The sequence below is a fragment of the Streptomyces sp. NPDC043996 genome (genome assembly GCF_056435225.1).
In genome coordinates, this window is the sequence record NZ_JBWKEY010000026.1 from 38,052 (window position 1) to 58,189 (window position 20,138).

Consider the following 20,138-nt stretch of genomic DNA (forward strand, 5'->3'; position numbering starts at 1 on the left):
CAATGGCTATCAGGCTGTAACCAGCGGGCCTCTGTTGCGCTACGCGCGTTGACCTTAGGCTGCGGGACGGCCCCAGTCGTCCACACCACCCCAGGGGAAACCGTGTCAGCCACATCGCAGCCACGCAGGCCCAGGCGCAGAGCCGCCCGCGCCCTCGCTCTCACGGCAGGCCTCGCCACCGTCGGCGCGCTCGCCGCCGCGCTGCCCGCGTCCGCGGGCCAGGAGCGGGGCCCGGAGCGCGGCGAGGACCGGATGGCGGCCGTGGGCCACCACGGCAAGAAGCGCACGGTCGATGTGCAACTGCTCTCCTTCAACGACTTCCACGGCAACCTCCAGGCGCCCGCGGGGTCCTCGGGACAGGTCACCGAGAAGCAGCCGGACGGCACGGAGAAGAAGATCGACGCGGGCGGCGCCGAGTACCTGGCGACGGCCCTGCGCACGGCCCGCAAGGGCCACCCGTACTCCGTGACCGCCGCGGCCGGCGACCTCATAGGCGCGAGCCCGCTGCTCTCCGGGCTCTTCCACGACGAGCCGACCGTCGAGGCCCTGAACAAGATGGACCTCGACGTCTCCAGCGTCGGCAACCACGAGTTCGACGAGGGCGCCAAGGAACTGGCGCGCATCCAGAACGGCGGCTGTCACCCCAAGGACGGCTGCTACGAGAAGGACAAGCACGGCAAGCCGAAGAAGTTCAAGGGCGCCGACTTCCCCTACCTCACGGCGAACGTGACCAAGGAGAAGACCGGCAAGCCCCTCCTCAAGCCCTACTCGGTGTGGAAGCACAAGGGCGTGAAGATCGGCTTCATCGGGCTGACCCTGGAGGGCACCCCGGACATCGTCTCGGCCGACGGCATCAAGGGCCTGAAGTTCCACGACGAGGTCAAGACGATCAACAAGTACGCGAAGATCCTCGACAAGCAGGGCGTGAAGTCGATCGTCACCCTCATCCACGAGGGCGGCTCCCCGGCCAGCCAGGCCTACAACTACGACTGCGACTCGCCGGGCGCGGGCGACGGCATCTCCGGGCCCATCACCGAGATCGCCAAGGCCGCGTCGCCGAAGGTCGACGCGTTCGTCACCGGCCACACGCACCAGGCGTACGTCTGCAACATCCCCGACCCGTCGGGCAAGCCGCGCATGGTCACCTCGGCGTCCTCGTACGGGAAGCTCTACACGGACACCACCCTCACGTACGACCGCAAGACCCGGGACATCGTGCGGACGAGTGTGAAGTCCGCCAACCGCGTCGTCAGCCGTACGCAGCCCAAGGCCGCCGACATGACGCGCCTGATCGACCGCTGGAACAAGCTGGCCGCGCCCATCGCCAACCGGCCCGTCGGCTACATCTCCGCCGACATCCCCGGCCGCGGCGCCGCGACGCCCGAGTCCCCGCTCGGCGACCTGATCGCCGACGCGCAGCTCGCGCACGCCAAGTCCCTGGACCCGAAGGCCGCCGTGGCCCTGATGAACCCGGGCGGCATCCGCTCCGACCTCGTCCACAAGGCGAGCGGCGGCGAGGGCGACGGCGTCGTGACCTACGGCGAGGCGTTCACCGTGCAGCCCTTCGCCAACACCGTGAACCTCGTCGACCTCACGGGGGCACAGCTCCTGACCGCCCTGCGCCAGCAGGTCAGCGGCCCGAACGCGGCCTCGCCGAAGATCCTCCAGGTGTCGAACGGCCTCACGTACACGCTGGACATGACCAAGTCGGGCGCCGACCGCGTGGTCGCCGACTCCGTGAAGCTGGACGGCAAGCCGCTGGATGTGAACGCCACCTACCGCGTCGCCCTGAACTCCTTCCTCGCGGGCGGCGGCGACGGCTTCAGCGAGCTCGGCAAGGGCACGAAGCCGCTGGTCGGCGCGGATGACCTGAAGGCGCTCAACGACTACTTCGCCGCGAACTCCACGGCCGACAAGCCGATCGCGCCGCCGAAGGCGGACCGCATCACCGTGGTGAAGTAGCGGTATCACCGTGGTGAAGTAGCGGTTGTGAAGTAACTCTCCGCAGTGAGGCTTGGGGTGGGGTGTGAACGTATGGTGAGATCTCTCGATGCGTTCCCCCCACCGCATAGCCACAACTGACCCCCTGCCCAAGCCCAATCCCTACGATGAACTGGGCGAACTCGCGTCCCGGCCGTTGGCTGAGTTCCTCAAGGCCGAGGCCGACGGTGACGCTGACGACGCCGCCGACGAGCCGTGGGCGCCGCCCAACCACCGGCGCGGCAGCCGTCGCCGCCGCAACCGGTTCGCTGGGCTTCCCCTCCTCGCCAAGACGCTGATCGCGCTGGCCGTCGGCGCCGCCTTCCTCGTCCTCGCCGACCGCTGGGCCCTGCTGTACGCCGAGCACGAGGCCGCCGACAGGCTCAAGGACCAGCTGGACCTGAGCGCCGCGCCCGAAGTCGACATCGAGGGCTTCCCCTTCCTGACCCAGGTCCTCGACCAGCGCCTGGAGCGGGTGCGGGTCACCGTCCCCGACGTCGCCGCCGACCGGGTCTCCCTCGCCAAGGTCTCCGCGACCGCGAGCGACGTGACCCTCAAGGGCTCCGGGCCCACCTCCCTGACCGGCGCCGTCATCAACTCGATGCGCGGCGAGGTGCTCCTCTCCTTCGACGACCTGAACCGCGAACTCGGCGCCTCCCAGGTCACGTTCACCGGCCACGGTCGCGACCAGGTGCTCGCGCGCGGCACCCTGCCCGTCGCCGGGCACGATGTGAAGGTGCGGGCCGACGCCCACATCGAGCGGGTCGGCGCGCGCGGCATCGCCACGGACATCGACCGGATGCGGCTCGACATCGGCGACCTGGCCACCTACCGGCCCGGCAGCCGCCCCAGCGAGGGCCTGCACCTGAGCCGCCGTTCCGCCGAGCGCGTGGCGGACGAGTCCGCGCGGGCCAAGGCGCTGCTCGCCGTGCCGACGATCGCGCACCGGCTCGGCGTGCCGGACCGCGTCGTCCGCGAGGCCCTCAAGAGCGACGCCAAGCTGAACGACGTGACCGGCTCGCCGCGGTTCGTGGCCGGGGTGACACGGCTCAACCTCCTCGACGTCGCCATGGACCACCCCGAGCTGCTGCGGCGGCTCGGTCTCGACCCCGCGCTCCTCAAGGGGCTCGACGGGCTGACCCGGCCCGTTCTCGTGGACCGGCTCTCCCTCTCCTTCGAGCTGCCGCGGCTGCCGGGGGAGGGGGCGATGCGGTTGAGTGCGGTGACCGTGCGGGGGGATGGGATTCGGGTGGGGGTGAAGGGGTACGGGATCGGGTTCGGCTGAGGCAGCTCAAAGCCATTGGCGCTTCGCGCCTCGTCCTCAAACGCCGGACGGGCTGGAATCCCAGCCGCGAGCCGCTAGGTCGGGGGGTGCGGGAGCAGCCGCTGGTGTAAGGGTGGGCGGGTGGGAGAAATCCGCCGCGAAGCGGCGGGGCTGACGGCGGTCAGGAGAGAGCCAAGGTCCGGCCCTGGAACGACGCGCGCAGGCGGCGGTCGTGGGTGACCACGATCAGGGTTCCCTCGTACGTGCTCAGGGCTGACTCCAAGTCTTCCGCCAGCGCGGGCGACATGTGGTTCGTCGGCTCGTCCAGGAGGAGCAGGTCGTGGGGGCGGGTCAGGAGGCGGGCCAGTTCCAGGCGGCGGCGCTGGCCCGTGGAGAGGTCGCGGACCGGGCGGGCCAGGTCCCGCTCGTGGAACAGGCCGAGCGCCAGGAGCTCGTCGGCGCGGTCGGCGCCGAAGGCGGAAAGCAGGGAGCGGCTCTCCGTCATCCGGTCCAGGGGGGCCTCGACCTGGCGGAGCAGGCCGACCCGCTCGGGGCGGCGGACCGTGGCGCCGGGCTCCGGGGTCAGTTCGCCGGTGAGGACGCGCAGCAGGGTGGACTTGCCCGCGCCGTTCGGTCCTGTGATGAGGAGCCGGCCCCCGGCGGGGACCGAAAGACCGGCCAGGGAGAGGCGGCCGGGGACGCGCACGTCCGCCAGCTCGACCGCGCGGTCCGCCGTGCCCTCGACCCGCGCGGTGAACCGCAGTGGCTCGGGCGGGCGGGGCGCGGGGGCCTCGGCGAGGCGCTGCAGGCGTTCGCGCGCGTTGCGGACGCGGCTCATCGCGCCGTGCGCCCGTGACCGGGCCCGGAAGGCACCGGCGCCGCTGAACGCCGCGGGCGCCTTGCGGGGGATCGCGTCGAGCCGCCCGATGTGGGAGTCGGCGAGCCGGGACTGGCGGGCCACTTCGGCGCGCCACTCCTCGTACTCCCGCTCCTGGCGGGCGCGTTCGGCGGCCTTGGCGGTGAGGTAGCCCGCGTAGCCGTCGCCGTAGCGGCATACGGAACGGGTGTCGTGGTCGACCTCCAGGATGGTGTCGGTGACGCGGTCGAGGAACGTGCGGTCGTGGGTGACGGCGACCAGCGTGCCCCGGTGGGCGCGCAGCCGGTCCTCGAGCCAGGCGACGGCCTCGTCGTCGAGGTCGTTGGTCGGCTCGTCGAGCAGCAGCAGTTCGGGGGCCGAGGCCAGCGTCGCGGCCAGGGCCAGACGCGAGCGCTGCCCGCCGGAGAGCGTCCCGAGGCGCCGCGAGCGGTCGAGCGCGGTGTGCTCGCCGAGGTGGCGAAGGGCGACGTCGACCCGGCGGTCCGCGCCGTATCCGCCGCGCGCCTCGAACTCCTCGACGAGGGCGGCGTACGTGTCGTACGCGGCCGGGGTGCCGTCGGCGAGGCGCGCGCCCGCGACCTCGATCTTCCGCTCCAGCGCGCGGAGTTCGGCGAGCGCGAGGTCGACGGCGTCGCCGACGCGGGCGGTGTCCGGCAGGTCGAGGGTCTGCGCGAGGTGGCCGGTGCCGCCGGGGGCGACGACGGTGACGGTGCCGTTGTCGGGGCGCTCGGCCCCGGCAAGCAGCCGAAGGAGCGTGGACTTGCCGGAGCCGTTGTCCCCGATGACGCCCGCCTTCTCGCCCGGCCGGACGGTGAGCGAGACACGGTCGAGGACGACGTGGTGGGGGTAGCGCTTGGTGACGTCGGTGAGGGTGAGCTGGGAGGCGGCGGTGTGGACGGAGGTGGCGGCGGAGGTGGCGGAGGCTGCTGGGGCACGGAACAAGTGGGGCTTCTTTCGTGGGCGACGGGGACCGTTCATGAAGTGACGAGACGTATCGTCTCGTCATGAACGAGCTTCACCCTAGCGCCTCACCTCGCACCAGGCAAGACGTTGCGTCTCGTTATGGGTGTGACCTGCCTCTCAGGTCGCCGCGTGCTCGGTGGGCCCGGCCGTCGGCGGTGGTGTCGCGGGCGGGCCCGGCGGCGGCGCGCCCGCACCCGGCAGCCGTACGGTCGCCACCGTGCCGCCGCCGTCCGCCGGGCCGAGGGTGACCTCGCCCCCGGACTGGCGCACCGTGCGGGCCACGATCGACAGGCCGAGGCCCGATCCTGGCAGGCCACGGGCCGTCGGGGAGCGCCAGAAGCGGTCGAAGACGTGCGGGAGTTCGTCCGCCGGGATGCCGGGGCCGTGATCGCGGACCGTCAGGACGCCGTCCTTGAGCACGACCTCGACGGCCGTGCCCGCGGGGCTGAACTTCACCGCGTTGTCGAGGACGTTCACGATGGCCCGCTCCAGGGCCGGAGGCTCCGCGCGGACGTACCACGGCGCGAGGTCCGCGGCGAACTCCAGCTCGGGGCCGCGCAGCCGCGCCCGCTCCAGGGCGGTGTCCACGACGTCGTGCAGCGCGACGACCTGGACCCGGCCGCCGCCCTGCGCGGCGTCCGGGCGTGACAGCTCCTGGAGGTCGCCGATGAGGGAGGACAGCTCGGTCATCTGCGCGGTGACGGAGGCGAGCAGCGCCTTGCGGTCGTCGGGCGGGATGGCGCGGCCGGTCTCCTCGCTGCGGGCGAGGAGCTCGATGTTGGTGCGCAGGGAGGTCAGCGGGGTGCGCAGCTCGTGGCCCGCGTCCGCGATCAGCTGCTGCTGGAGGTCGCGCGATGAGGCGAGCGCGGACGTCATCGCGTTGAAGGACCGGGAGAGCCGGGCGATCTCGTCGTCGCTGGCCTCGTCCGTCGGGATGCGCAGGTCGAGGTCCTCGGTACGGGCCACGTGCTCGACGGCGGCGGTCAGCTCGTCCACGGGGCGCAGTCCGGTACGGGCCACCCACAGGCCCGCGGCACCGGCGCCGAGGACGCCGAATCCGGCGACGGCGATCAGGACCAGAGTGAGGTTGTTCAGTGTGTCCTCGACCTCGCTCAGCGGGCGGGCCACGGAGACGGCGAGGGTCCGGTTCGCCAGCGGGTAGGTGAAGACGCGGTACTTGGCGCCGTCGGCCGCCCTCGCGTCGTGGTACTCGCCCGCCGAGGTGCGCCGGGCGACCTGCGTGTCCGCCCCTGTGACCTTGACCGGCTGGCGGCCCACGATGACGCAGCTGCCGCCGTCCGCGTCGACGACCTGGATGACCTGCTTGAACAGGTCCGGGTTCTGGCGGCTGTCGGGGAAGGTGGTCAGACAGCGCCCGGTGACGTCGTCGACGCGCCGCAGCACCGCGTCGTCGCTCGGGCGGTTGCTGCTCAGCGCGTCGTCCAGCGAGCTGACGAGCGCGTCGCGCACCACGAACCAGCACGCCACCGCCGCCGCCGCGACGGCGACCGCGACCGCCGTCGTGACGAGCAGCGCGAGCCGCGAGCGCAGCGGCAGCGCGCGGAAGTGGCGCAGCGACGGCCTCACTCCCGGCCGCCGCTTCCCGCGCCGTCCGCGCGCAGCACGTACCCCACGCCCCGCACCGTGTGCACCAGGCGCGGCTCGCCGCCCGCCTCGGTCTTGCGGCGCAGATACATGACGTATACGTCGAGGGAGTTGGAGGTCGGCTCGAAGTCGAAGCCCCACACCGATTTGAGGATCTGCTCGCGCGTGAGCACCTGGCGCGGGTGCGCCAGGAACAGTTCGAGCAGCGTGAACTCCGTACGGGTCAGCTCCACCGTCCGCGTGCCGCGCGTCACCTCGCGCGTCGTGAGGTCCATGCGCAGGTCGGCGAAGGCCAGGACGTCGCCGTCGGCGGCCTGGCCCGCGGCCACCGCGTAGGAGCTGCGGCGCAGCAGGGCGCGGATGCGGGCGAACAGCTCGTCCAGCTCGAACGGCTTGACCAGGTAGTCATCCGCCCCCGCGTCCAGGCCCGAGACGCGGTCGCCGACGGTGTCGCGGGCCGTGAGCATCAGGATGGGGGTGGTGGAGCCGGTGGCGCGGAGCCTGCGGGCGGCGGTGAGGCCGTCCATGCGGGGCATCTGGATGTCCAGGACGACCAGGTCGGGGCGGTGGGCCGCGGCCTTCTCCAGGGCGTCCGCGCCGTCCACGGCGACCTCGGTGGCGTAGCCCTCGAAGGCGAGGCTGCGCTGGAGCGCCTCGCGTACGGCGGGTTCGTCGTCCACGATCAGGATCCGCTGCGGGTCGCCTTCGGCGGGGCTCATGGGGTGTCGTCTTCCTCGGGGTACGGGGTGGGCGGGGGCCGCTATCAGCGTCGCACGGCGGAGGTGTTCCCCCACCCCGCCCCTTCCCGAAACCAAGGGGCTGCGCCCCCTGGACCCCCAAAAGCATCGGCCTGCGGCCTCGTCCTCAAACGCCGGACGGGCTGAAGATCCCCGGCCGTGGCTGAGACAGATCCAGCCCGTCCGGCGTTTGAGGACGAGGCGCGAAGCGCCAACATCTTTGAGCGGGGGAACGGGGGCAGCCGCACCCGGTTCGGGAAGGGGCGGGTCTGGGGCGCCCCGCGAGGGTCAGCCCTCGGCGCCAGCCCTGAGCTTCGCCAGGTCCGCCTTCACCGTGTTGACCGGGATGGCGAACCCCAGCCCCACGCTCCCGGACTCGCCGCCCCCGCCACCCCCGGCCGAACTGGGCGCGTACATCGCGGAGTTGATGCCGACGATGTTCCCGTTCATGTCGATGAGGGCACCCCCGGAGTTCCCGGGGTTGAGCGAGGCATCGGTCTGCAACGCCTTGTACGTGGTCTTCGAGGACCCCGTGTCCCCGTTGAACTCCTGCCCCCCGAACTCGAACGGCCACCCGCCGCCGGACCCCTGCCGCTCCTGCCCCTTGCCGGGGTCGGCGGACACGGTCACGTCCCGGTCGAGCGCGGAGACGATGCCGCTGGTGACGGTGCCGGTCAGCCCTTCGGGCGAGCCGATCGCGACGACCTGGTCGCCGACCTTGACGCCGTCGGAGTCGCCGAGGCTCGCGGCCCGCAGCCCGGACGCGCCCTCCAGCTTGATCAGCGCGAGGTCCTTCGCGCTGTCCGTGCCGACGGTCTTGGCCCGGTAGGTCTTGCCGTCGCTGGTCTTGACCGTGATGGACGTGGCGCCGGAGATGACGTGGTTGTTGGTGATGATCTCCCCGTCGGACGTGATGATCACGCCGGAGCCGGTGGACTTGCCCGCGTTGGTGGTGGCGTTGATCTCGACGGTGCTGGGCGTGACCGCGGCGGCGACGCCGGCGACGGTGCCCTTGCTGCCGGTGGAGACGCTGGTGCCGTTGATGTTCTTCGCGCCGGAGCCGTCGGAGCCGCCGGTGAGGGTCTGGACGGCGTAGGCGGTGCCGCCGCCGACGGCCGCGGCGGCGAGCGCGACGGCGGCGAGCAGTGCGACGGGGCCCTTCGCGCGCCGCGGGGCGGGCGCGGGCGCCACGGGCGCGTAGGCGGGCGGGGCCGGGTATTCGCTGTGGTGGCGGAAGGGTTCTGTCATGTCCCCGAGCCTGCTGGCCGCACATGAGAACCGTCTGAACCGGCCCTGAGAAGCCCGGCAGAACCCTGTTTGCCCGAGATAAGGCCCAGCGGCGCGAGGCGCCGGTCAGGCCGGAAACCCAGGCGTCAGCCGCAGCCGCAGGACCGGCGTACCACCAGGCGCGACGGGAACAGCTTCAGGCGCTCGCGCCGGGACCCCGCGACCCGGAGGCCGTCGTCGAGGACCAGGTCGACGGCCGCGCGGGCCATGGCGGGGCGGTCGGAGGCGACCGTCGTGAGGGGCGGGTCCGTGAGGCCCGCCTCCTTCACGTCGTCGAAGCCCGCGACGGCCAGCTCGCCCGGCACGTCGATGCGCAGCTCGCGGGCGGCCCGCAGCACGCCGATGGCCTGGTCGTCGGTGGAGCAGAAGATCGCCGTGGGGCGGTTGGGGGCGGCGAGGAAGCCGAGGGCGATCTGGTAGGCGTCGTAGCGGTTGTACGGGGCTTCGAAGAGGCGGCCCTCGGTGGAGCGCCCGGCCTCGCGCATCGCGCGCCGCCAGCCCTCGACGTGGTCGGAGACGGGGTCGCCGACGGTCGGGGTCTCGGCCATGCCGCCGACGCAGGCGACGTACTCGTGGCCGTGTTCGAGCAGGTGCCGGGTGGCGAGCTGGGCGCCGCCGATGTCGTCGGTGACGACGGCGACGTCGTCGATGCCCTCGGGCCGCTCGTGCAGGAGCACCACGCGGGCGTCCCAGGCGTCGATCTCCGCGGCGGCCTGGTCGCTCAGGCCGTGGCTGACCAGGATCAGGCCGGAGACCCGCATGCCGAGGAAGGCGCGGAGGTAGTGCGTCTCACGCTCCTCGACGTAGTCGGCGTTGCCGACGAGGACCATCTTTCCGCGCTCGACCGCCGCCTGCTCGACGGCGTGGGTCATCTCCGCGAAGAACGGCTGGCGCGCGTCCGGCACGATCATGCCTATGAGGTCCGTGCGGCGCGACGCCATGGCCTGGGCGACCCGGTCCGGGCGGTAGCCCAGCTCCTTGATCGCGGCGAGGACACGCTCGCGCGTGGCCGGGGCGACCGGCCGGGGGCCGTTGTTGATGACGTAGCTCACGACCGCGGTCGAAGTACCCGCCAGTCGCGCCACATCGTCCCGCGTCACCTTGGCCACGCGCGCAGTCTACGCGGATGGAGTCAGCCCTGAGCAGGGCGTGCGACGGCTTCCTCCCGCGGGGGCGCCGCGGCGGCGGCCGCGGCGTCCTTGGCCCTCGCCCGCGTCGACTTCGGCTGGTCCTCGTCGGCCGCGCGGACCGTTTTGTCCGGCTTCTCCGGTACGACGAAGCGGTAGCCCACGTTGCGCACGGTGCCGATGAGCGACTCGTGCTCGACGCCGAGCTTCGCGCGAAGCCGCCGGACGTGCACGTCCACCGTCCGCGTGCCGCCGAAGTAGTCGTACCCCCAGACCTCCTGCAGGAGCTGGGCGCGCGTGAAGACCCGGCCCGGGTGCTGCGCCAGGTACTTGATCAGCTCGAACTCCTTGAAGGTCAGGTCGAGGACCCGGCCCTTCAGCTTCGCGCTGTACGTCGCCTCGTCCACGGAGAGGTCGCCGTTGCGGATCTCCATGGGGCAGTCGTCGGCGGTGATCTGCTGGCGGCCCATGGCCAGGCGCAGGCGCGCCTCGACCTCGGCGGGGCCCGCCGTGTCGAGCAGGACGTCGTCGATGCCCCAGTCGGCGGTGACGGCGGCGAGGCCGCCCTCGGTGACCACGAGGACCAGCGGACAGCCGGGCCCGGTGGAGCGCAGGAGCTGGCAGAGGCTGCGGACCTGGGGCAGGTCGCGGCGGCCGTCGACCAGGATGACGTCGGCACCGGGGGTGTCGACGAGGGCGGGGCCTTCGGCGGGGGCCACCCGCACGTTGTGCAGGAGCAGGCCGAGCGCGGGCAGCACCTCCGTCGACGGCTGGAGGGCGTTGGTCAGGAGCAGCAGGGAACTCATCGGACCCCACCTGCCCGCGGGGTCGGCCGGTCCGACCGGCTGCCGTGCACGTTTCGCTCGCCCATTACGTCGGTTCCTCCTCGGGTCCCGTGCGAGGACGTTGGGGCACTGCTTCGTACGTTGCTACACCTCCCGCGCCCTGGGAGGCCGTCGCGCTCGCCGTTCTTGAGGCTTCGTTTACTCCGGGCCGCCGACCGCACTGTCACCGGCCCGCACACCGGGTCCGCTGGGCCCGGTCACAGAAAGCACGAAAGGACCCGGGGGCTGCGTTGCCCGGATCCTCTGCGCAGCAGAATAGCCCACATGAGTTCCGGTCCGGCAGGTCAAACGGCGCGATCTTCTGTGCCCCCGCTCACTCGCGTTCAGCGGAGCGCCACGCTGCGTACGACGCTTCGTACCGCTGACGGGGTAACGATCGACGCCGCGTACGACCCGGGCCCTGGCCCGGTCGGCGGGCCCGCGATCGTGGTGGCGCACGGCTTCACCGGGGACCGCGCCCGGCCGCACGTACGGCGTGCGGCGCGGGCGTTCGCGCAGCGTGCGGCCGTGGTCACGTTCTCGTTTCGGGGGCACGGGGAGTCCGGCGGGCGCTCCACGGTCGGCGACAGGGAGGTGCTCGACCTGGCGGCGGCGGTGGCGTGGGCGCGCTCGCTCGGGCACGCGCGCGTGGTGACGGTCGGTTTCTCCATGGGCGGCTCCGTCGTGCTCCGCCAGGCCGCGTTGCACAGGGGGCGCACGGAAGCGCGGGTTGACGCGGTCGTCGCCGTCAGTGCTCCGGCCCGCTGGTTCTACCGGGGCACGGCGCCCATGCGGCGGCTGCACTGGCTGGTCACGCGTCCGGCGGGCCGGGTCGTGGGGCGGCTCGGCCTGCGCACCCGCATCCACGCGCGCGAGTGGGACCCGGTGCCGCTGTCGCCGACCGAGGCGGTGCCGCTGCTCGCGCCGACGCCGCTCCTGATCGTGCACGGCGACAGCGACCCCTATTTCCCGCTGGACCATCCCCGGATGCTGGCCGCCGCCGCGGACGGCGCGGCGGAGCTCTGGCTGGAGGCGGGCATGGGGCACGCGGAGCACGCGGCGGACGAGGCGCTCCTTGGGCGGATCGCCGTCTGGGCCACGGCATCATGGACGTCGGCAACCGCCGAGTGACGCGTGAGAGACGGACGAGAGGAGGCGTGGGATGGCCACCGGGATGATCCGGTACTGGGCTGCCGCCAAGGCGGCCGCCGGTGTCGCCGAGGAGCCCTACGCCGAGGCCACGCTGGCCGACGCGCTGAACGCGGCCCGCGTGCGACACCCCGGGGAGCTGGAGCGCGTCCTGCTGCGCTGCTCGTTCCTCATCGACGGCGACCCCGTGGGTACGCGTGCCCATGAGACGGTACGTCTGGCCGAGGGCGGCACGGTCGAGGTGCTCCCGCCGTTCGCAGGAGGATGACTTGAGCGACCAGCCGCACCAGGGGTATCCGGGATACCCCGGGTATCCCGAACAGCAGGGGTACGACCCCTATGACCCTTATCAGCAGCAGGCGCAGCAGCAACAGCAGCAGCCGTCGCAGCCGCAGTGGGGGTACCAGGACCCGTATGCCGGGCAGCAGGACCACACCCAGCAGTGGCAGGGGCAGACCTGGGAGACCCAGGTCGGTGGCGTGGCGCCGGTGGCGGACGTGACGGAGACGGCGTATCTGCCGCCGCAGGCGGCTGCGCCCGCGCCCCAGTGGGCCCCCGCGCCCGAGGCCTCCGGGTACGCCCCCGCGCCCGATGCCTCCGGTTATGCCCCTTACGCCGAGCCCCAGTACACGGAACCCGGCGGTGGGGCTGTGCCCGCCCGTTCCGCCCTCTGGGCGGACCAGCCGCCCACAGACGGGACCGAGGAGGGAACCCCCGAAGAGGCCGGACCCTCCTACGGACCCGCCACCACCACCGGTAACGCCCGGATAACTGACGCTCAGCGCGCCCGTGCCGAAGGGCGGTCGCCGATCATCGAGCCGGGGATGCAGCCCGCGCTGCTCACCGCCGTGCTCGGGCTGCTCCTCGCCGGGGGCGCGGCCGTGGGTCCGTACGGGCTGCTCGTGCCGCTGGTGCTCCTCCAGGCCGTGACCGCCGCGGGCTGGTTCCGGCTCAACGGCATGTGGCCCGCCCGCCAGGGCATCGCGCTCGCGTTCCTCGGCGGCGTCGTCGCCGACGTCGCGCTGCTCGCCACCGACGACGGGCACGCCCCGGCCGCGATCCTCGGCACGCTCGGCGTCTGGGTGCTCCTGGTGCTCGTGCTCCAGCTGCGCAGCCGCGCCGGCGCCGACGAGCGCATGTACGGCCTGATGGCGACCGTCGCCTCCAGCGCGCTCGCGATCATCGCCGCCGGGCACCTGGCCGCCGCGCACGAGGCGGCGGCCGTCGGCGGCGTCGCGGTCGCCGCGGCCGTCCTGGCCCGCGCGCTGCCGCTGCCCACCCCGGCGTCCGTCGTCGTGGCGCTGCTCGCCGCCGCGGGCGCGGGCATCGCCGTGGGCGGCGCCACCGACCTCGGCTCGGGCGGCGCCCTTCTCGGCCTCGCGGCGGGCGCCTGCGCGGTCGTGGGCCACCGCGTGGCCAGCTACGACTACCCCTCGCGGTTCGTGCACTTCACGGCCGGGGTCGCGCTGCCGCTCGCGGCCGCGGCGCCCGCCGTGTACCTCCTGGGGCGCGCCATCGGCTGACCCCCGAGGACGCGGCGTGTCCGACTCGTACGGGTGCGAGGCGATCGTCACAGCTGTTCGACAGGTCCCCGGCCGGGCGCTCCGGCCGGGGACCTGTCCTTTAGGCTCGCGGCAACTGACTCTTGAGGCGGGGGAACGGGAAACCAGGCATGAGCAAGCGCGCGATACGCATACTCCTGATCGTCGTCGTGGTCCTCGGCGGCCTGTTCGTCGCGGCCGACCGCTTCGCGGTCTCGTACGCGGAGAGCGAGGCGGCCGAGAAGATCAAGACGCAGGAGGGGCTCAGCAGCACCCCGGACGTGTCCATCAAGGGCTTCCCGTTCCTGACCCAGTTCCTCGGCGGCAAGCTCGACGACGTCGAGGTCACGATGAAGGACTACGACGCCAAGTCCGACGGCGACACTCTGCGCATCGCCGACCTGAGCGCCACCATGCACGGCGTCGACTTCTCCAGCGACTACAGCTCCGCCACCGCCGACCGGGCCGCGGGCGTCGCCCGGATCTCCTACGACGAGCTCCTGAAGACCGCCCAGGACGAGCCGGTCGAGCTGCCGCTCGGCGCGAAGGGCCGGGTCGTCGGGCTCTCCGACGGCGGCGACGGCAAGATCAAGGTCGCGGTCGAGGTGAGCAAGAACGGCACGAAGCTGCCCAAGCCGGTGCACGTGCTCAGCTCGGTCAGCGTCGAGGGCGACACCATCCGCGTGCACGCCGACAAGATCCCGGACAAGCTCGACGTGCTCGGCGTCAGCGTCCCGCTGCCCGAGGGCCTGGTCCGCGACGTCACCGACTTCGAGGAGAAGGTGACCGACCTGCCCGGCGGCATCCGCCTCGACACGGTGCGGGCCGCGCCGGACGGCGTGGACGTGGCGGTCAAGGGCGAGAACGTCGACCTGGTCTCCTGAGCCCGGCCGCCGGGGTCCGGTGTCCTGACCCCGGCCTCCGGTTTCGTCCGGCGCGCCGGTTTTGCCGCGCCCGCTGTCCGTAGTACGAGACGCGGGTGTCCGTCCTTCAGATGGCGGGCGCGCATTCCTCCCGCGGGAACGGGGCGGCGCGCCCCCGGCGGCGGCCGGAAAGCGGCACTCCGCTCACATGCTGGACGAAATCGTCTCACCATCCGACACCCCGGTGACACGGCCGTCCCCCCGTCCCTACGATCGGACCCATGCACCGACAGGCGGATCTCACGAAGCGGCGGGCAGTGGACCTGTGCCGCGTCGCCGCCATGCTCTGTCGCGCTCTCTGAGCGGGATGCCCGACTCCCGTATTCCCCCCGGCCCGTTGACATCCGTCAGGGCCCTCACGTGCCGTACGCCCGTGCCTCCCCGTACCCGCGTACCCGCACCTCACCGTTCAGCTTCGCCGCACCTGCTCCGGAGGAGAAACGCATGAGCCGCAGCGACGTCCTGGTAGACGCCGACTGGGTCGAGGCCCACATCGACGACCCGAAGGTCGTCCTCGTCGAGGTGGACGAGGACACCTCGGCGTACGACAAGAACCACATCAAGAACGCCATCCGCATCGACTGGACCAAGGACCTCCAGGACCCGGTCCGCCGCGACTTCATCGACCAGGAGGGCTTCGAGAAGCTCCTCTCCGCCAAGGGCATCGCGAACGACTCCACGGTCGTCCTCTACGGCGGCAACAACAACTGGTTCGCGTCGTACGCCTTCTGGTACTTCAAGCTGTACGGCCACCAGGACGTGCGCCTGCTCGACGGCGGCCGCAAGAAGTGGGAGCTCGACTCCCGCGACCTGGTCGACGGCTCCCAGGTGCCGCAGCGCGCCGCCACCACCTACCGGGCCAAGCCGCAGGACCAGTCCATCCGCGCCTTCCGCGACGACGTCGTCGCCGCCATCGGCTCCCAGAACCTGGTCGACGTGCGCTCGCCCGACGAGTTCTCCGGCAAGCTCCTCGCCCCGGCCCACCTGCCGCAGGAGCAGTCGCAGCGCCCCGGCCACGTGCCCAGCGCCCGCAACATCCCGTGGTCGAAGAACGCCAAGGACGACGGCACCTTCAAGTCGGACGACGAGCTCAAGGCGCTGTACGCCGAGGAGGGCGTCGACCTGGCCACCGACACCATCGCGTACTGCCGCATCGGTGAGCGCTCGGCCCTGACCTGGTTCGTCCTGCACGAGCTGCTCGGCGTCGAGAACGTCAAGAACTACGACGGCTCCTGGACCGAGTACGGCTCCCTCGTCGGCGTGCCGATCGAGCTCGGCGCCAACAAGTAGTCCGCCGCCCTTCCCCCGAGACCTCTAGGAGTACCCATGTGTGGAGCCAAGGCCGGCGGCCCTGACGCTTCGACGATCAAGCCCGGTGAGACCACCATCCAGGGCCAGGTCACCCGCGACGGCGAGCCGGTGACCGGCTACGTCCGTCTCCTCGACTCGACCGGCGAGTTCACCGCGGAGGTCCCGACCTCCGCGACCGGCCAGTTCCGGTTCTACGCGGCCGAGGGCACGTGGACGGTGCGCGCCCTCGTGCCGGGCGGCACCGCCGACCGCACGGTGGTCGCCCAGCAGGGCGGCCTCGCCGAGGTCGCGATCGCCGTCTGACCGGCACCGCACGCGGGCCGGAGGGCCGCACCCCAGGGGTTGGACGCCACTGGAGGGGTGCGGCCCTCCGGCCGTACGCTGGAGGCATGTACGCGCGACGGCGTCAGGTGTACTTCGCCATGATGGGCACCTGTCTGACCCTGTTCGTCCTGGCCTGGGGCGTCGTGCGGCTCTGGTCGGTGCCCGTCGCCGTCGGCATGTGCGTGGTGGCCATGGTCATCCCGCCGCTCGCCGCGATGGCCGCCAATCGGCGCGGCCCCGACGACCGCTGGTGGGACGACCCCTCGGGGGACCCCAAGTCCGACGAGTGGTGGGACGAGCTCGACGGCAGGCACCGCCGGTAGCCGCCACCGGCGGCCGTCGTGCCACGGGTGGACACCTCACCGAGAAGGGGCCGCGCGGCCCCACTACAGTGGAGCCTGGCTCTGTACCGCCCTATCACCGCTCACCGAGGAGCACCCCGTGCTTGAGGCATTCTTCTCCGCCCTCCTTGTTCTGGTCTGCGTCGGCGTCCTCGCCTTCGCCGGTCTGACCGTGAAGAAGCTGTACCAGGGCCAGCGCTGACCCCCCACTGAAAGACCTCTGAGCGATCCCATGATCCAGATCCCGTCCGACCTGCACCCCGACCTCGTCCCCCTCGTGTGGCTCCTTGGCACCTGGGAAGGCGCGGGCGTCACCGACTTCCCCGGCGCGCAGAAGGCGAACTTCGGCCAGGAAGTCACCTTCACGCACGACGGCCGGGACTTCCTCGAGTACCACTCACACACCTGGGTGCTCGACGCCGAGGGCAACAAGACCGAGCCGCTGGAGTCCGAGTCCGGCTTCTGGCGCGTCGACAAGGACCGCAAGGTCGAGGTCGTCATGGTCCGCCAGGACGGCGTCGTCGAGGTCTGGTACGGCGAGCTCGCCGACCAGAAGCCGCAGATCGACCTCGCCACCGACGCCGTCGCCCGCACCGCCGCCTCCGGCCCGTACAGCGGCGGCAAGCGCCTCTACGGCTTCGTGAAGAGCGACCTGATGTGGGTCGGCGAGAAGCAGACCCCCGAGATCCCGCTGCGGCCGTACATGTCCGCGCAGCTCAAGAAGGTCGTCTCGCCCGAGGAGGTCGCCGAGATGGCGCGCAACCTCGGCGATCTGCCCGACGACGGCATCGCCTTCTTCAAGTAGTCCCTAGACTCGGGGGTGTGGTGAGCACCGACACCGGCGGTACGCCGGACGGCACGGCCGACGCGACTGACTCGACCGACTGGAAGAGCGACCTGCGGCAGCGCGGATACCGCCTGACGCCGCAGCGCCAGCTCGTGCTCGAAGCCGTGGACGCCCTGGAGCACGCGACCCCCGACGACATCCTCTGCGAGGTGCGCAGGACGGCGTCGGGGGTCAACATCTCCACCGTCTACCGCACCCTGGAGCTCCTGGAGGAGCTGGGCCTGGTCAGCCATGCCCACCTGGGGCACGGCGCGCCCACGTACCACCTCGCGGACCGCCACCACCACATCCACCTGGTGTGCCGGGACTGCACCGGCGTCATCGAGGCCGACGTGGCGGTCGCCGCCGAGTTCACCGACAAGCTGCGGCGGCAGTTCGGCTTCGACACCGACATGAAGCACTTCGCGATCTTCGGGCGGTGCGAGAAGTGCGGGCCGGACGGCTCCCCGGAGAAATAAACACGGCCGCCGGCGGGTCGTAGTCTTTGTGAACATGAAGAGCCCTCTGCTGTCCCTGCCCGGCGCCGTCCCCGCCGAGGGCGTGGACGAAGGCGTCGCGGCCCACTACGGCGATCTGTTCCGCGAGCAGCGCGCCCTCGCCGACGGCACCGGATTCGTCGACCTCTCGCACCGCGGCGTGCTCACCGTGACCGGCGCCGACCGGCTGAGCTGGCTGCACCTGCTGCTCACCCAGCACGTCAGCGAGCTCCCGGCGGGCCAGGCCACCGAGGCCCTGATCCTCTCCGCCAACGGCCACATCGAACACGCCCTGTACCTCGTCGACGACGGCGAGACGATGTGGGCGCACGTCGAGCCCGGCACTCAGGGCGCGCTCCTCGCGTACCTGGAGAGCATGAAGTTCTTCTACCGCGTCGAAGTCGCCGACCGCACCGACGAGTTCGCCGTCGTGCACCTGCCCGCCGGGTCGATCGGCCCCGTGCCCGAGGGCGCCGCCGTACGCGAGACCCCGCACGGCCGCGACCTCTTCCTGCCGCGCGCCGGGCTGCCCGCCTTCGCCGCGTCGCACGGGCCCGCCGCCGGGCTCCTCGCCTACGAGGCGCTGCGCGTGGAGCACCACCGGCCGCGGCTCGCCTTCGAGACCGACCACCGCACCATCCCGCACGAGCTCGGCTGGATCGGCACCGCCGTGCACCTCCAGAAGGGCTGCTACCGCGGCCAGGAGACCGTCGCCCGCGTCCAGAACCTCGGCAAGCCGCCGCGGCGCCTGGTCTTCCTCCACCTCGACGGCAGCGAGGTGCACCTGCCGGCGCACGGTACGCCGCTGCACCTCGCCGCGGACGGGCCCGACGGGCGGAAGCTCGGGTTCATCACGACGTCCGTACGCCATCACGAGCTGGGGCCGATCGCTCTGGCCCTGGTGAAGCGGAACGTGCCCGTGGACGCGGAGCTTCTCGCGGGCACCACCGCCGCGGCCCAGGAAACCGTGGTCGAGCCGTAGCCTGTGCGCGCCCCTCGTCCTCAAACGCCGGACGGGCTATTTTCCCCACCCGCCCGCCCTTACACCTGCGGTTGCTCCGCACCCCCCGACCTAGCGGCTCTCGCGTGGGTGGGTGGGAAAAACAGCCGCGCCAGCGAACATCCAGCCTGTCCGGCGTTTGAGGACAAGCGCGCCAGCGCGGGTATTTCAGCCCGTCCGGCGTTTGAGGACGAGGCGCGGAGCGCCGACAGGCTGTGAGCGGGGCCCGCAGGCCACACGGCAGGTCAGAGGTCCAGGAGCACCGTGAACGGGCCGTCGTTGGTGAGCCCCACCCGCATGGCCGCTCCAAAGCGCCCCGTGGAGACGGTCGCCCCCAGCGCCCGCAGCCGCGCCACCACCTCCTCGACCAGCGGCTCCGCCACGTCCCCGGGAGCGGCCGCGTTCCACGTGGGCCTGCGGCCCTTGCGCGCGTCCCCGTACAGGGTGAACTGGCTGATCACGAGGAGCGGCGCGTCCACGTCCGAGCAGGACTTCTCGTCGTGCAGCATCCGCAACGACCACAGCTTGCGGGCCAGTTGGGCGGCCTTCTCCTTGGTGTCGTCGTGGGTGACACCCACGAGCACGCACAGGCCCTCGCCCGTGATCTCGCCGACCGTCTCGCCGTCCACGACGACGCTCGCGCCGTCCACTCTCTGCACCACCGCTCGCATGCGGTCATCATGCCCTGCGCCCGAGCGCTGTCCGCGCGCCGGTCCAGAACCCCCCATCCGGGGCCGATTGGGGGCACTCACGCACAGAGTGGCCACGCGGGGTGGCACGATGCTCACGCGCGGTGCACCGCGCCGGCTGAGGGGACGGTAGAGCCAGATGAGCACACCCAGTACGCCAAGCGCGCCCAGGGCGAGGCAGGCCAGCGGCACAGGCGCCACCGGCGGCACGGGCGGCCTCGGCGGGACGCCGCTGCCGCGCCCGCCGGCGCAGCGCACCGACAGCCCCGTGCTGCCCGAGGTGCCCGCGCACGACCTGGCCGCGCTGCGCCTGCCCGAGCTGCGCGAGCTGCGCAGGTCCGCGCAGCAGGACGAGGCCGACCTGAGCTATGTACGACGGCTGCTCCAGGGCCGCATCGACATCCTGCGGGCCGAGACCCGGCGGCGCACGGACCCGGGGCCAGGGCCCGGCGGCGCGGGCGGGGCGGGCGCGGACGGCGCGGGGCTCGTCGTGGACCGGCTCCCGGAGATCCTCATGGACGGCCCGGCCGGGCGCCGCGCCTCGGCCCGGCACGTGACGCTGCGCACCCCGCACGGCGAGGAGTACCGCCGCCTCGCCGCCGACATGCTCGCCGAGGTCGAGCTGTCCGACCTGGCCGCCCGAACGGACGACGAGCTGCACACCGCCATGGGCCGCCTCGTGCGGTACGAGCAGCAGGTGTCCCGGCGCCGCCAGGAGACCCAGCGCACGGCCGACGATTGCAGTGCGGAGATCGCGCGCAGGTACCGTGAAGGCGAAGCACAAGTAGACGACCTGCTCGCCTGACCCTCCCGGCCCAGGCGGCCCCGAGCGCCCGGTGGACCCGGCCGCCCGCGCCGCCCCGGCCCTTCCGG

General features: G+C 72.4%; 21 protein-coding genes. 14 read left to right on the forward strand and 7 right to left on the reverse strand.

The features are described from left to right. The first annotated feature begins 102 nt into the window (after positions 1-102). Both AC07A4_RS40855 and AC07A4_RS40860 read left to right on the forward strand, forming a co-directional pair. The gene (locus AC07A4_RS40855) at positions 103-1,962 is read left to right on the forward strand and encodes a bifunctional metallophosphatase/5'-nucleotidase (protein ID WP_478609553.1); all 1,860 of its coding nucleotides are present in this window, start codon (positions 103-105) and stop codon (positions 1,960-1,962) included. A gap of 88 nt (positions 1,963-2,050) precedes the next feature. Continuing rightward, entirely contained in the window at positions 2,051-3,265 is a 1,215-nt protein-coding gene (locus AC07A4_RS40860; RefSeq protein WP_478609555.1) for an LmeA family phospholipid-binding protein, read from the forward strand. A 160-nt stretch (positions 3,266-3,425) separates the two neighbouring features. Here the strand turns inward: AC07A4_RS40860 and abc-f are convergent, their stop codons facing one another. The 6 genes from abc-f to AC07A4_RS40890 all read right to left on the reverse strand — a co-directional run bounded on the left by abc-f (position 3,426) and on the right by AC07A4_RS40890 (position 10,646). Beyond that, positions 3,426-5,063: a ribosomal protection-like ABC-F family protein gene (gene abc-f / locus AC07A4_RS40865; protein WP_478609557.1), complete on the reverse strand. Its 1,638-nt coding sequence runs from the start codon at positions 5,061-5,063 to the stop codon at positions 3,426-3,428. Between the two features lie 138 nt (positions 5,064-5,201). After that, positions 5,202-6,671, reverse strand: coding sequence for a HAMP domain-containing sensor histidine kinase (locus AC07A4_RS40870; protein WP_478609560.1), 1,470 nt, complete (start codon positions 6,669-6,671; stop codon positions 5,202-5,204). Continuing rightward, on the reverse strand, positions 6,668-7,408 hold the full coding sequence (locus AC07A4_RS40875) for a response regulator transcription factor (RefSeq protein ID WP_478609563.1): 741 nt from the start codon (positions 7,406-7,408) through the stop codon (positions 6,668-6,670). The genes AC07A4_RS40870 and AC07A4_RS40875 overlap by 4 nt, the downstream gene beginning before the upstream one ends. Positions 7,409-7,714: 306 nt before the next feature. Then, entirely contained in the window at positions 7,715-8,674 is a 960-nt protein-coding gene (locus AC07A4_RS40880; protein ID WP_478609566.1) for a S1C family serine protease, read from the reverse strand. Between the two features lie 125 nt (positions 8,675-8,799). Then, complete coding sequence (locus AC07A4_RS40885) at positions 8,800-9,822, reverse strand: LacI family DNA-binding transcriptional regulator (protein ID WP_478609568.1); 1,023 nt, start codon at positions 9,820-9,822, stop codon at positions 8,800-8,802. A 23-nt stretch (positions 9,823-9,845) separates the two neighbouring features. Further along, positions 9,846-10,646 carry a response regulator transcription factor gene (locus tag AC07A4_RS40890; protein WP_478609570.1) on the reverse strand — a complete coding sequence of 267 codons (801 nt, stop codon included), beginning with the start codon at positions 10,644-10,646 and terminating at the stop codon, positions 9,846-9,848. 303 nt (positions 10,647-10,949) lie between these two features. Between AC07A4_RS40890 and AC07A4_RS40895 the strand changes: the two genes are divergently transcribed. From AC07A4_RS40895 to ygfZ, 11 genes are all read left to right on the forward strand, one after another. Further along, positions 10,950-11,795, forward strand: a complete 846-nt coding sequence (locus AC07A4_RS40895) for an alpha/beta hydrolase (protein WP_478609572.1) — start codon at positions 10,950-10,952, stop codon at positions 11,793-11,795. 31 nt (positions 11,796-11,826) lie between these two features. Further along, complete coding sequence (locus tag AC07A4_RS40900) at positions 11,827-12,081, forward strand: MoaD/ThiS family protein (RefSeq protein ID WP_478609574.1); 255 nt, start codon at positions 11,827-11,829, stop codon at positions 12,079-12,081. A gap of 1 nt (position 12,082) precedes the next feature. Next, a complete protein-coding gene (locus tag AC07A4_RS40905; RefSeq protein ID WP_478609576.1) occupies positions 12,083-13,336 on the forward strand; it encodes a hypothetical protein in 1,254 nt (417 codons plus the stop codon). A 149-nt stretch (positions 13,337-13,485) separates the two neighbouring features. Beyond that, the gene (locus tag AC07A4_RS40910; RefSeq protein ID WP_478609578.1) at positions 13,486-14,238 is read left to right on the forward strand and encodes an LmeA family phospholipid-binding protein; all 753 of its coding nucleotides are present in this window, start codon (positions 13,486-13,488) and stop codon (positions 14,236-14,238) included. A 260-nt stretch (positions 14,239-14,498) separates the two neighbouring features. Next, positions 14,499-14,579 (forward strand): putative leader peptide, encoded by an 81-nt coding sequence (locus tag AC07A4_RS40915; protein ID WP_361843195.1) that lies wholly within the window; start codon positions 14,499-14,501, stop codon positions 14,577-14,579. A 142-nt stretch (positions 14,580-14,721) separates the two neighbouring features. Next, the gene (locus AC07A4_RS40920) at positions 14,722-15,567 is read left to right on the forward strand and encodes a sulfurtransferase (RefSeq protein ID WP_478609581.1); all 846 of its coding nucleotides are present in this window, start codon (positions 14,722-14,724) and stop codon (positions 15,565-15,567) included. Positions 15,568-15,603: 36 nt separating this feature from the next. After that, positions 15,604-15,891 carry a DUF1416 domain-containing protein gene (locus AC07A4_RS40925; protein ID WP_004986406.1) on the forward strand — a complete coding sequence of 96 codons (288 nt, stop codon included), beginning with the start codon at positions 15,604-15,606 and terminating at the stop codon, positions 15,889-15,891. 86 nt (positions 15,892-15,977) lie between these two features. Next, positions 15,978-16,235 (forward strand): DUF3099 domain-containing protein, encoded by a 258-nt coding sequence (locus tag AC07A4_RS40930; protein ID WP_478609583.1) that lies wholly within the window; start codon positions 15,978-15,980, stop codon positions 16,233-16,235. A 250-nt stretch (positions 16,236-16,485) separates the two neighbouring features. Next, entirely contained in the window at positions 16,486-17,058 is a 573-nt protein-coding gene (locus AC07A4_RS40935) for a heme-binding beta-barrel domain-containing protein (protein WP_478609585.1), read from the forward strand. Positions 17,059-17,078: 20 nt separating this feature from the next. Continuing rightward, complete coding sequence (locus tag AC07A4_RS40940; RefSeq protein ID WP_478609634.1) at positions 17,079-17,558, forward strand: Fur family transcriptional regulator; 480 nt, start codon at positions 17,079-17,081, stop codon at positions 17,556-17,558. 34 nt (positions 17,559-17,592) lie between these two features. Beyond that, entirely contained in the window at positions 17,593-18,558 is a 966-nt protein-coding gene (ygfZ, locus tag AC07A4_RS40945) for a CAF17-like 4Fe-4S cluster assembly/insertion protein YgfZ (protein ID WP_478609586.1), read from the forward strand. A gap of 263 nt (positions 18,559-18,821) precedes the next feature. Here ygfZ and dtd read toward each other — a convergent pair whose 3' ends face one another. Continuing rightward, positions 18,822-19,247 carry a D-aminoacyl-tRNA deacylase gene (gene dtd, locus AC07A4_RS40950; RefSeq protein WP_478609588.1) on the reverse strand — a complete coding sequence of 142 codons (426 nt, stop codon included), beginning with the start codon at positions 19,245-19,247 and terminating at the stop codon, positions 18,822-18,824. A 157-nt stretch (positions 19,248-19,404) separates the two neighbouring features. Between dtd and AC07A4_RS40955 the strand changes: the two genes are divergently transcribed. Further along, complete coding sequence (locus AC07A4_RS40955; RefSeq protein ID WP_478609590.1) at positions 19,405-20,070, forward strand: RsiG family protein; 666 nt, start codon at positions 19,405-19,407, stop codon at positions 20,068-20,070. The last annotated feature ends 68 nt before the right edge of the window (positions 20,071-20,138 follow it).

What these genes read in the sequence shown, in the direction of transcription:
- AC07A4_RS40890 (WP_478609570.1), bottom strand. Translation starts at nt 10,646, where the DNA reads ATGAGTTCCCTGCTGCTCCTGACCAACGCCCTCCAGCCGTCGACGGAG.
- AC07A4_RS40895 (WP_478609572.1), top strand. Translation starts at nt 10,950, where the DNA reads ATGAGTTCCGGTCCGGCAGGTCAAACGGCGCGATCTTCTGTGCCCCCG.
- AC07A4_RS40920 (WP_478609581.1), top strand. Translation starts at nt 14,722, where the DNA reads ATGAGCCGCAGCGACGTCCTGGTAGACGCCGACTGGGTCGAGGCCCAC.
- ygfZ (WP_478609586.1), top strand. Translation starts at nt 17,593, where the DNA reads ATGAAGAGCCCTCTGCTGTCCCTGCCCGGCGCCGTCCCCGCCGAGGGC.
- AC07A4_RS40925 (WP_004986406.1), top strand. Translation starts at nt 15,604, where the DNA reads ATGTGTGGAGCCAAGGCCGGCGGCCCTGACGCTTCGACGATCAAGCCC.
- AC07A4_RS40900 (WP_478609574.1), top strand. Translation starts at nt 11,827, where the DNA reads ATGGCCACCGGGATGATCCGGTACTGGGCTGCCGCCAAGGCGGCCGCC.
- AC07A4_RS40860 (WP_478609555.1), top strand. Translation starts at nt 2,051, where the DNA reads ATGCGTTCCCCCCACCGCATAGCCACAACTGACCCCCTGCCCAAGCCC.
- AC07A4_RS40955 (WP_478609590.1), top strand. Translation starts at nt 19,405, where the DNA reads ATGAGCACACCCAGTACGCCAAGCGCGCCCAGGGCGAGGCAGGCCAGC.
- AC07A4_RS40910 (WP_478609578.1), top strand. Translation starts at nt 13,486, where the DNA reads ATGAGCAAGCGCGCGATACGCATACTCCTGATCGTCGTCGTGGTCCTC.
- dtd (WP_478609588.1), bottom strand. Translation starts at nt 19,247, where the DNA reads ATGCGAGCGGTGGTGCAGAGAGTGGACGGCGCGAGCGTCGTCGTGGAC.
- AC07A4_RS40935 (WP_478609585.1), top strand. Translation starts at nt 16,486, where the DNA reads ATGATCCAGATCCCGTCCGACCTGCACCCCGACCTCGTCCCCCTCGTG.
- AC07A4_RS40880 (WP_478609566.1), bottom strand. Translation starts at nt 8,674, where the DNA reads ATGACAGAACCCTTCCGCCACCACAGCGAATACCCGGCCCCGCCCGCC.
- AC07A4_RS40875 (WP_478609563.1), bottom strand. Translation starts at nt 7,408, where the DNA reads ATGAGCCCCGCCGAAGGCGACCCGCAGCGGATCCTGATCGTGGACGAC.
- AC07A4_RS40915 (WP_361843195.1), top strand. Translation starts at nt 14,499, where the DNA reads ATGCACCGACAGGCGGATCTCACGAAGCGGCGGGCAGTGGACCTGTGC.
- AC07A4_RS40930 (WP_478609583.1), top strand. Translation starts at nt 15,978, where the DNA reads ATGTACGCGCGACGGCGTCAGGTGTACTTCGCCATGATGGGCACCTGT.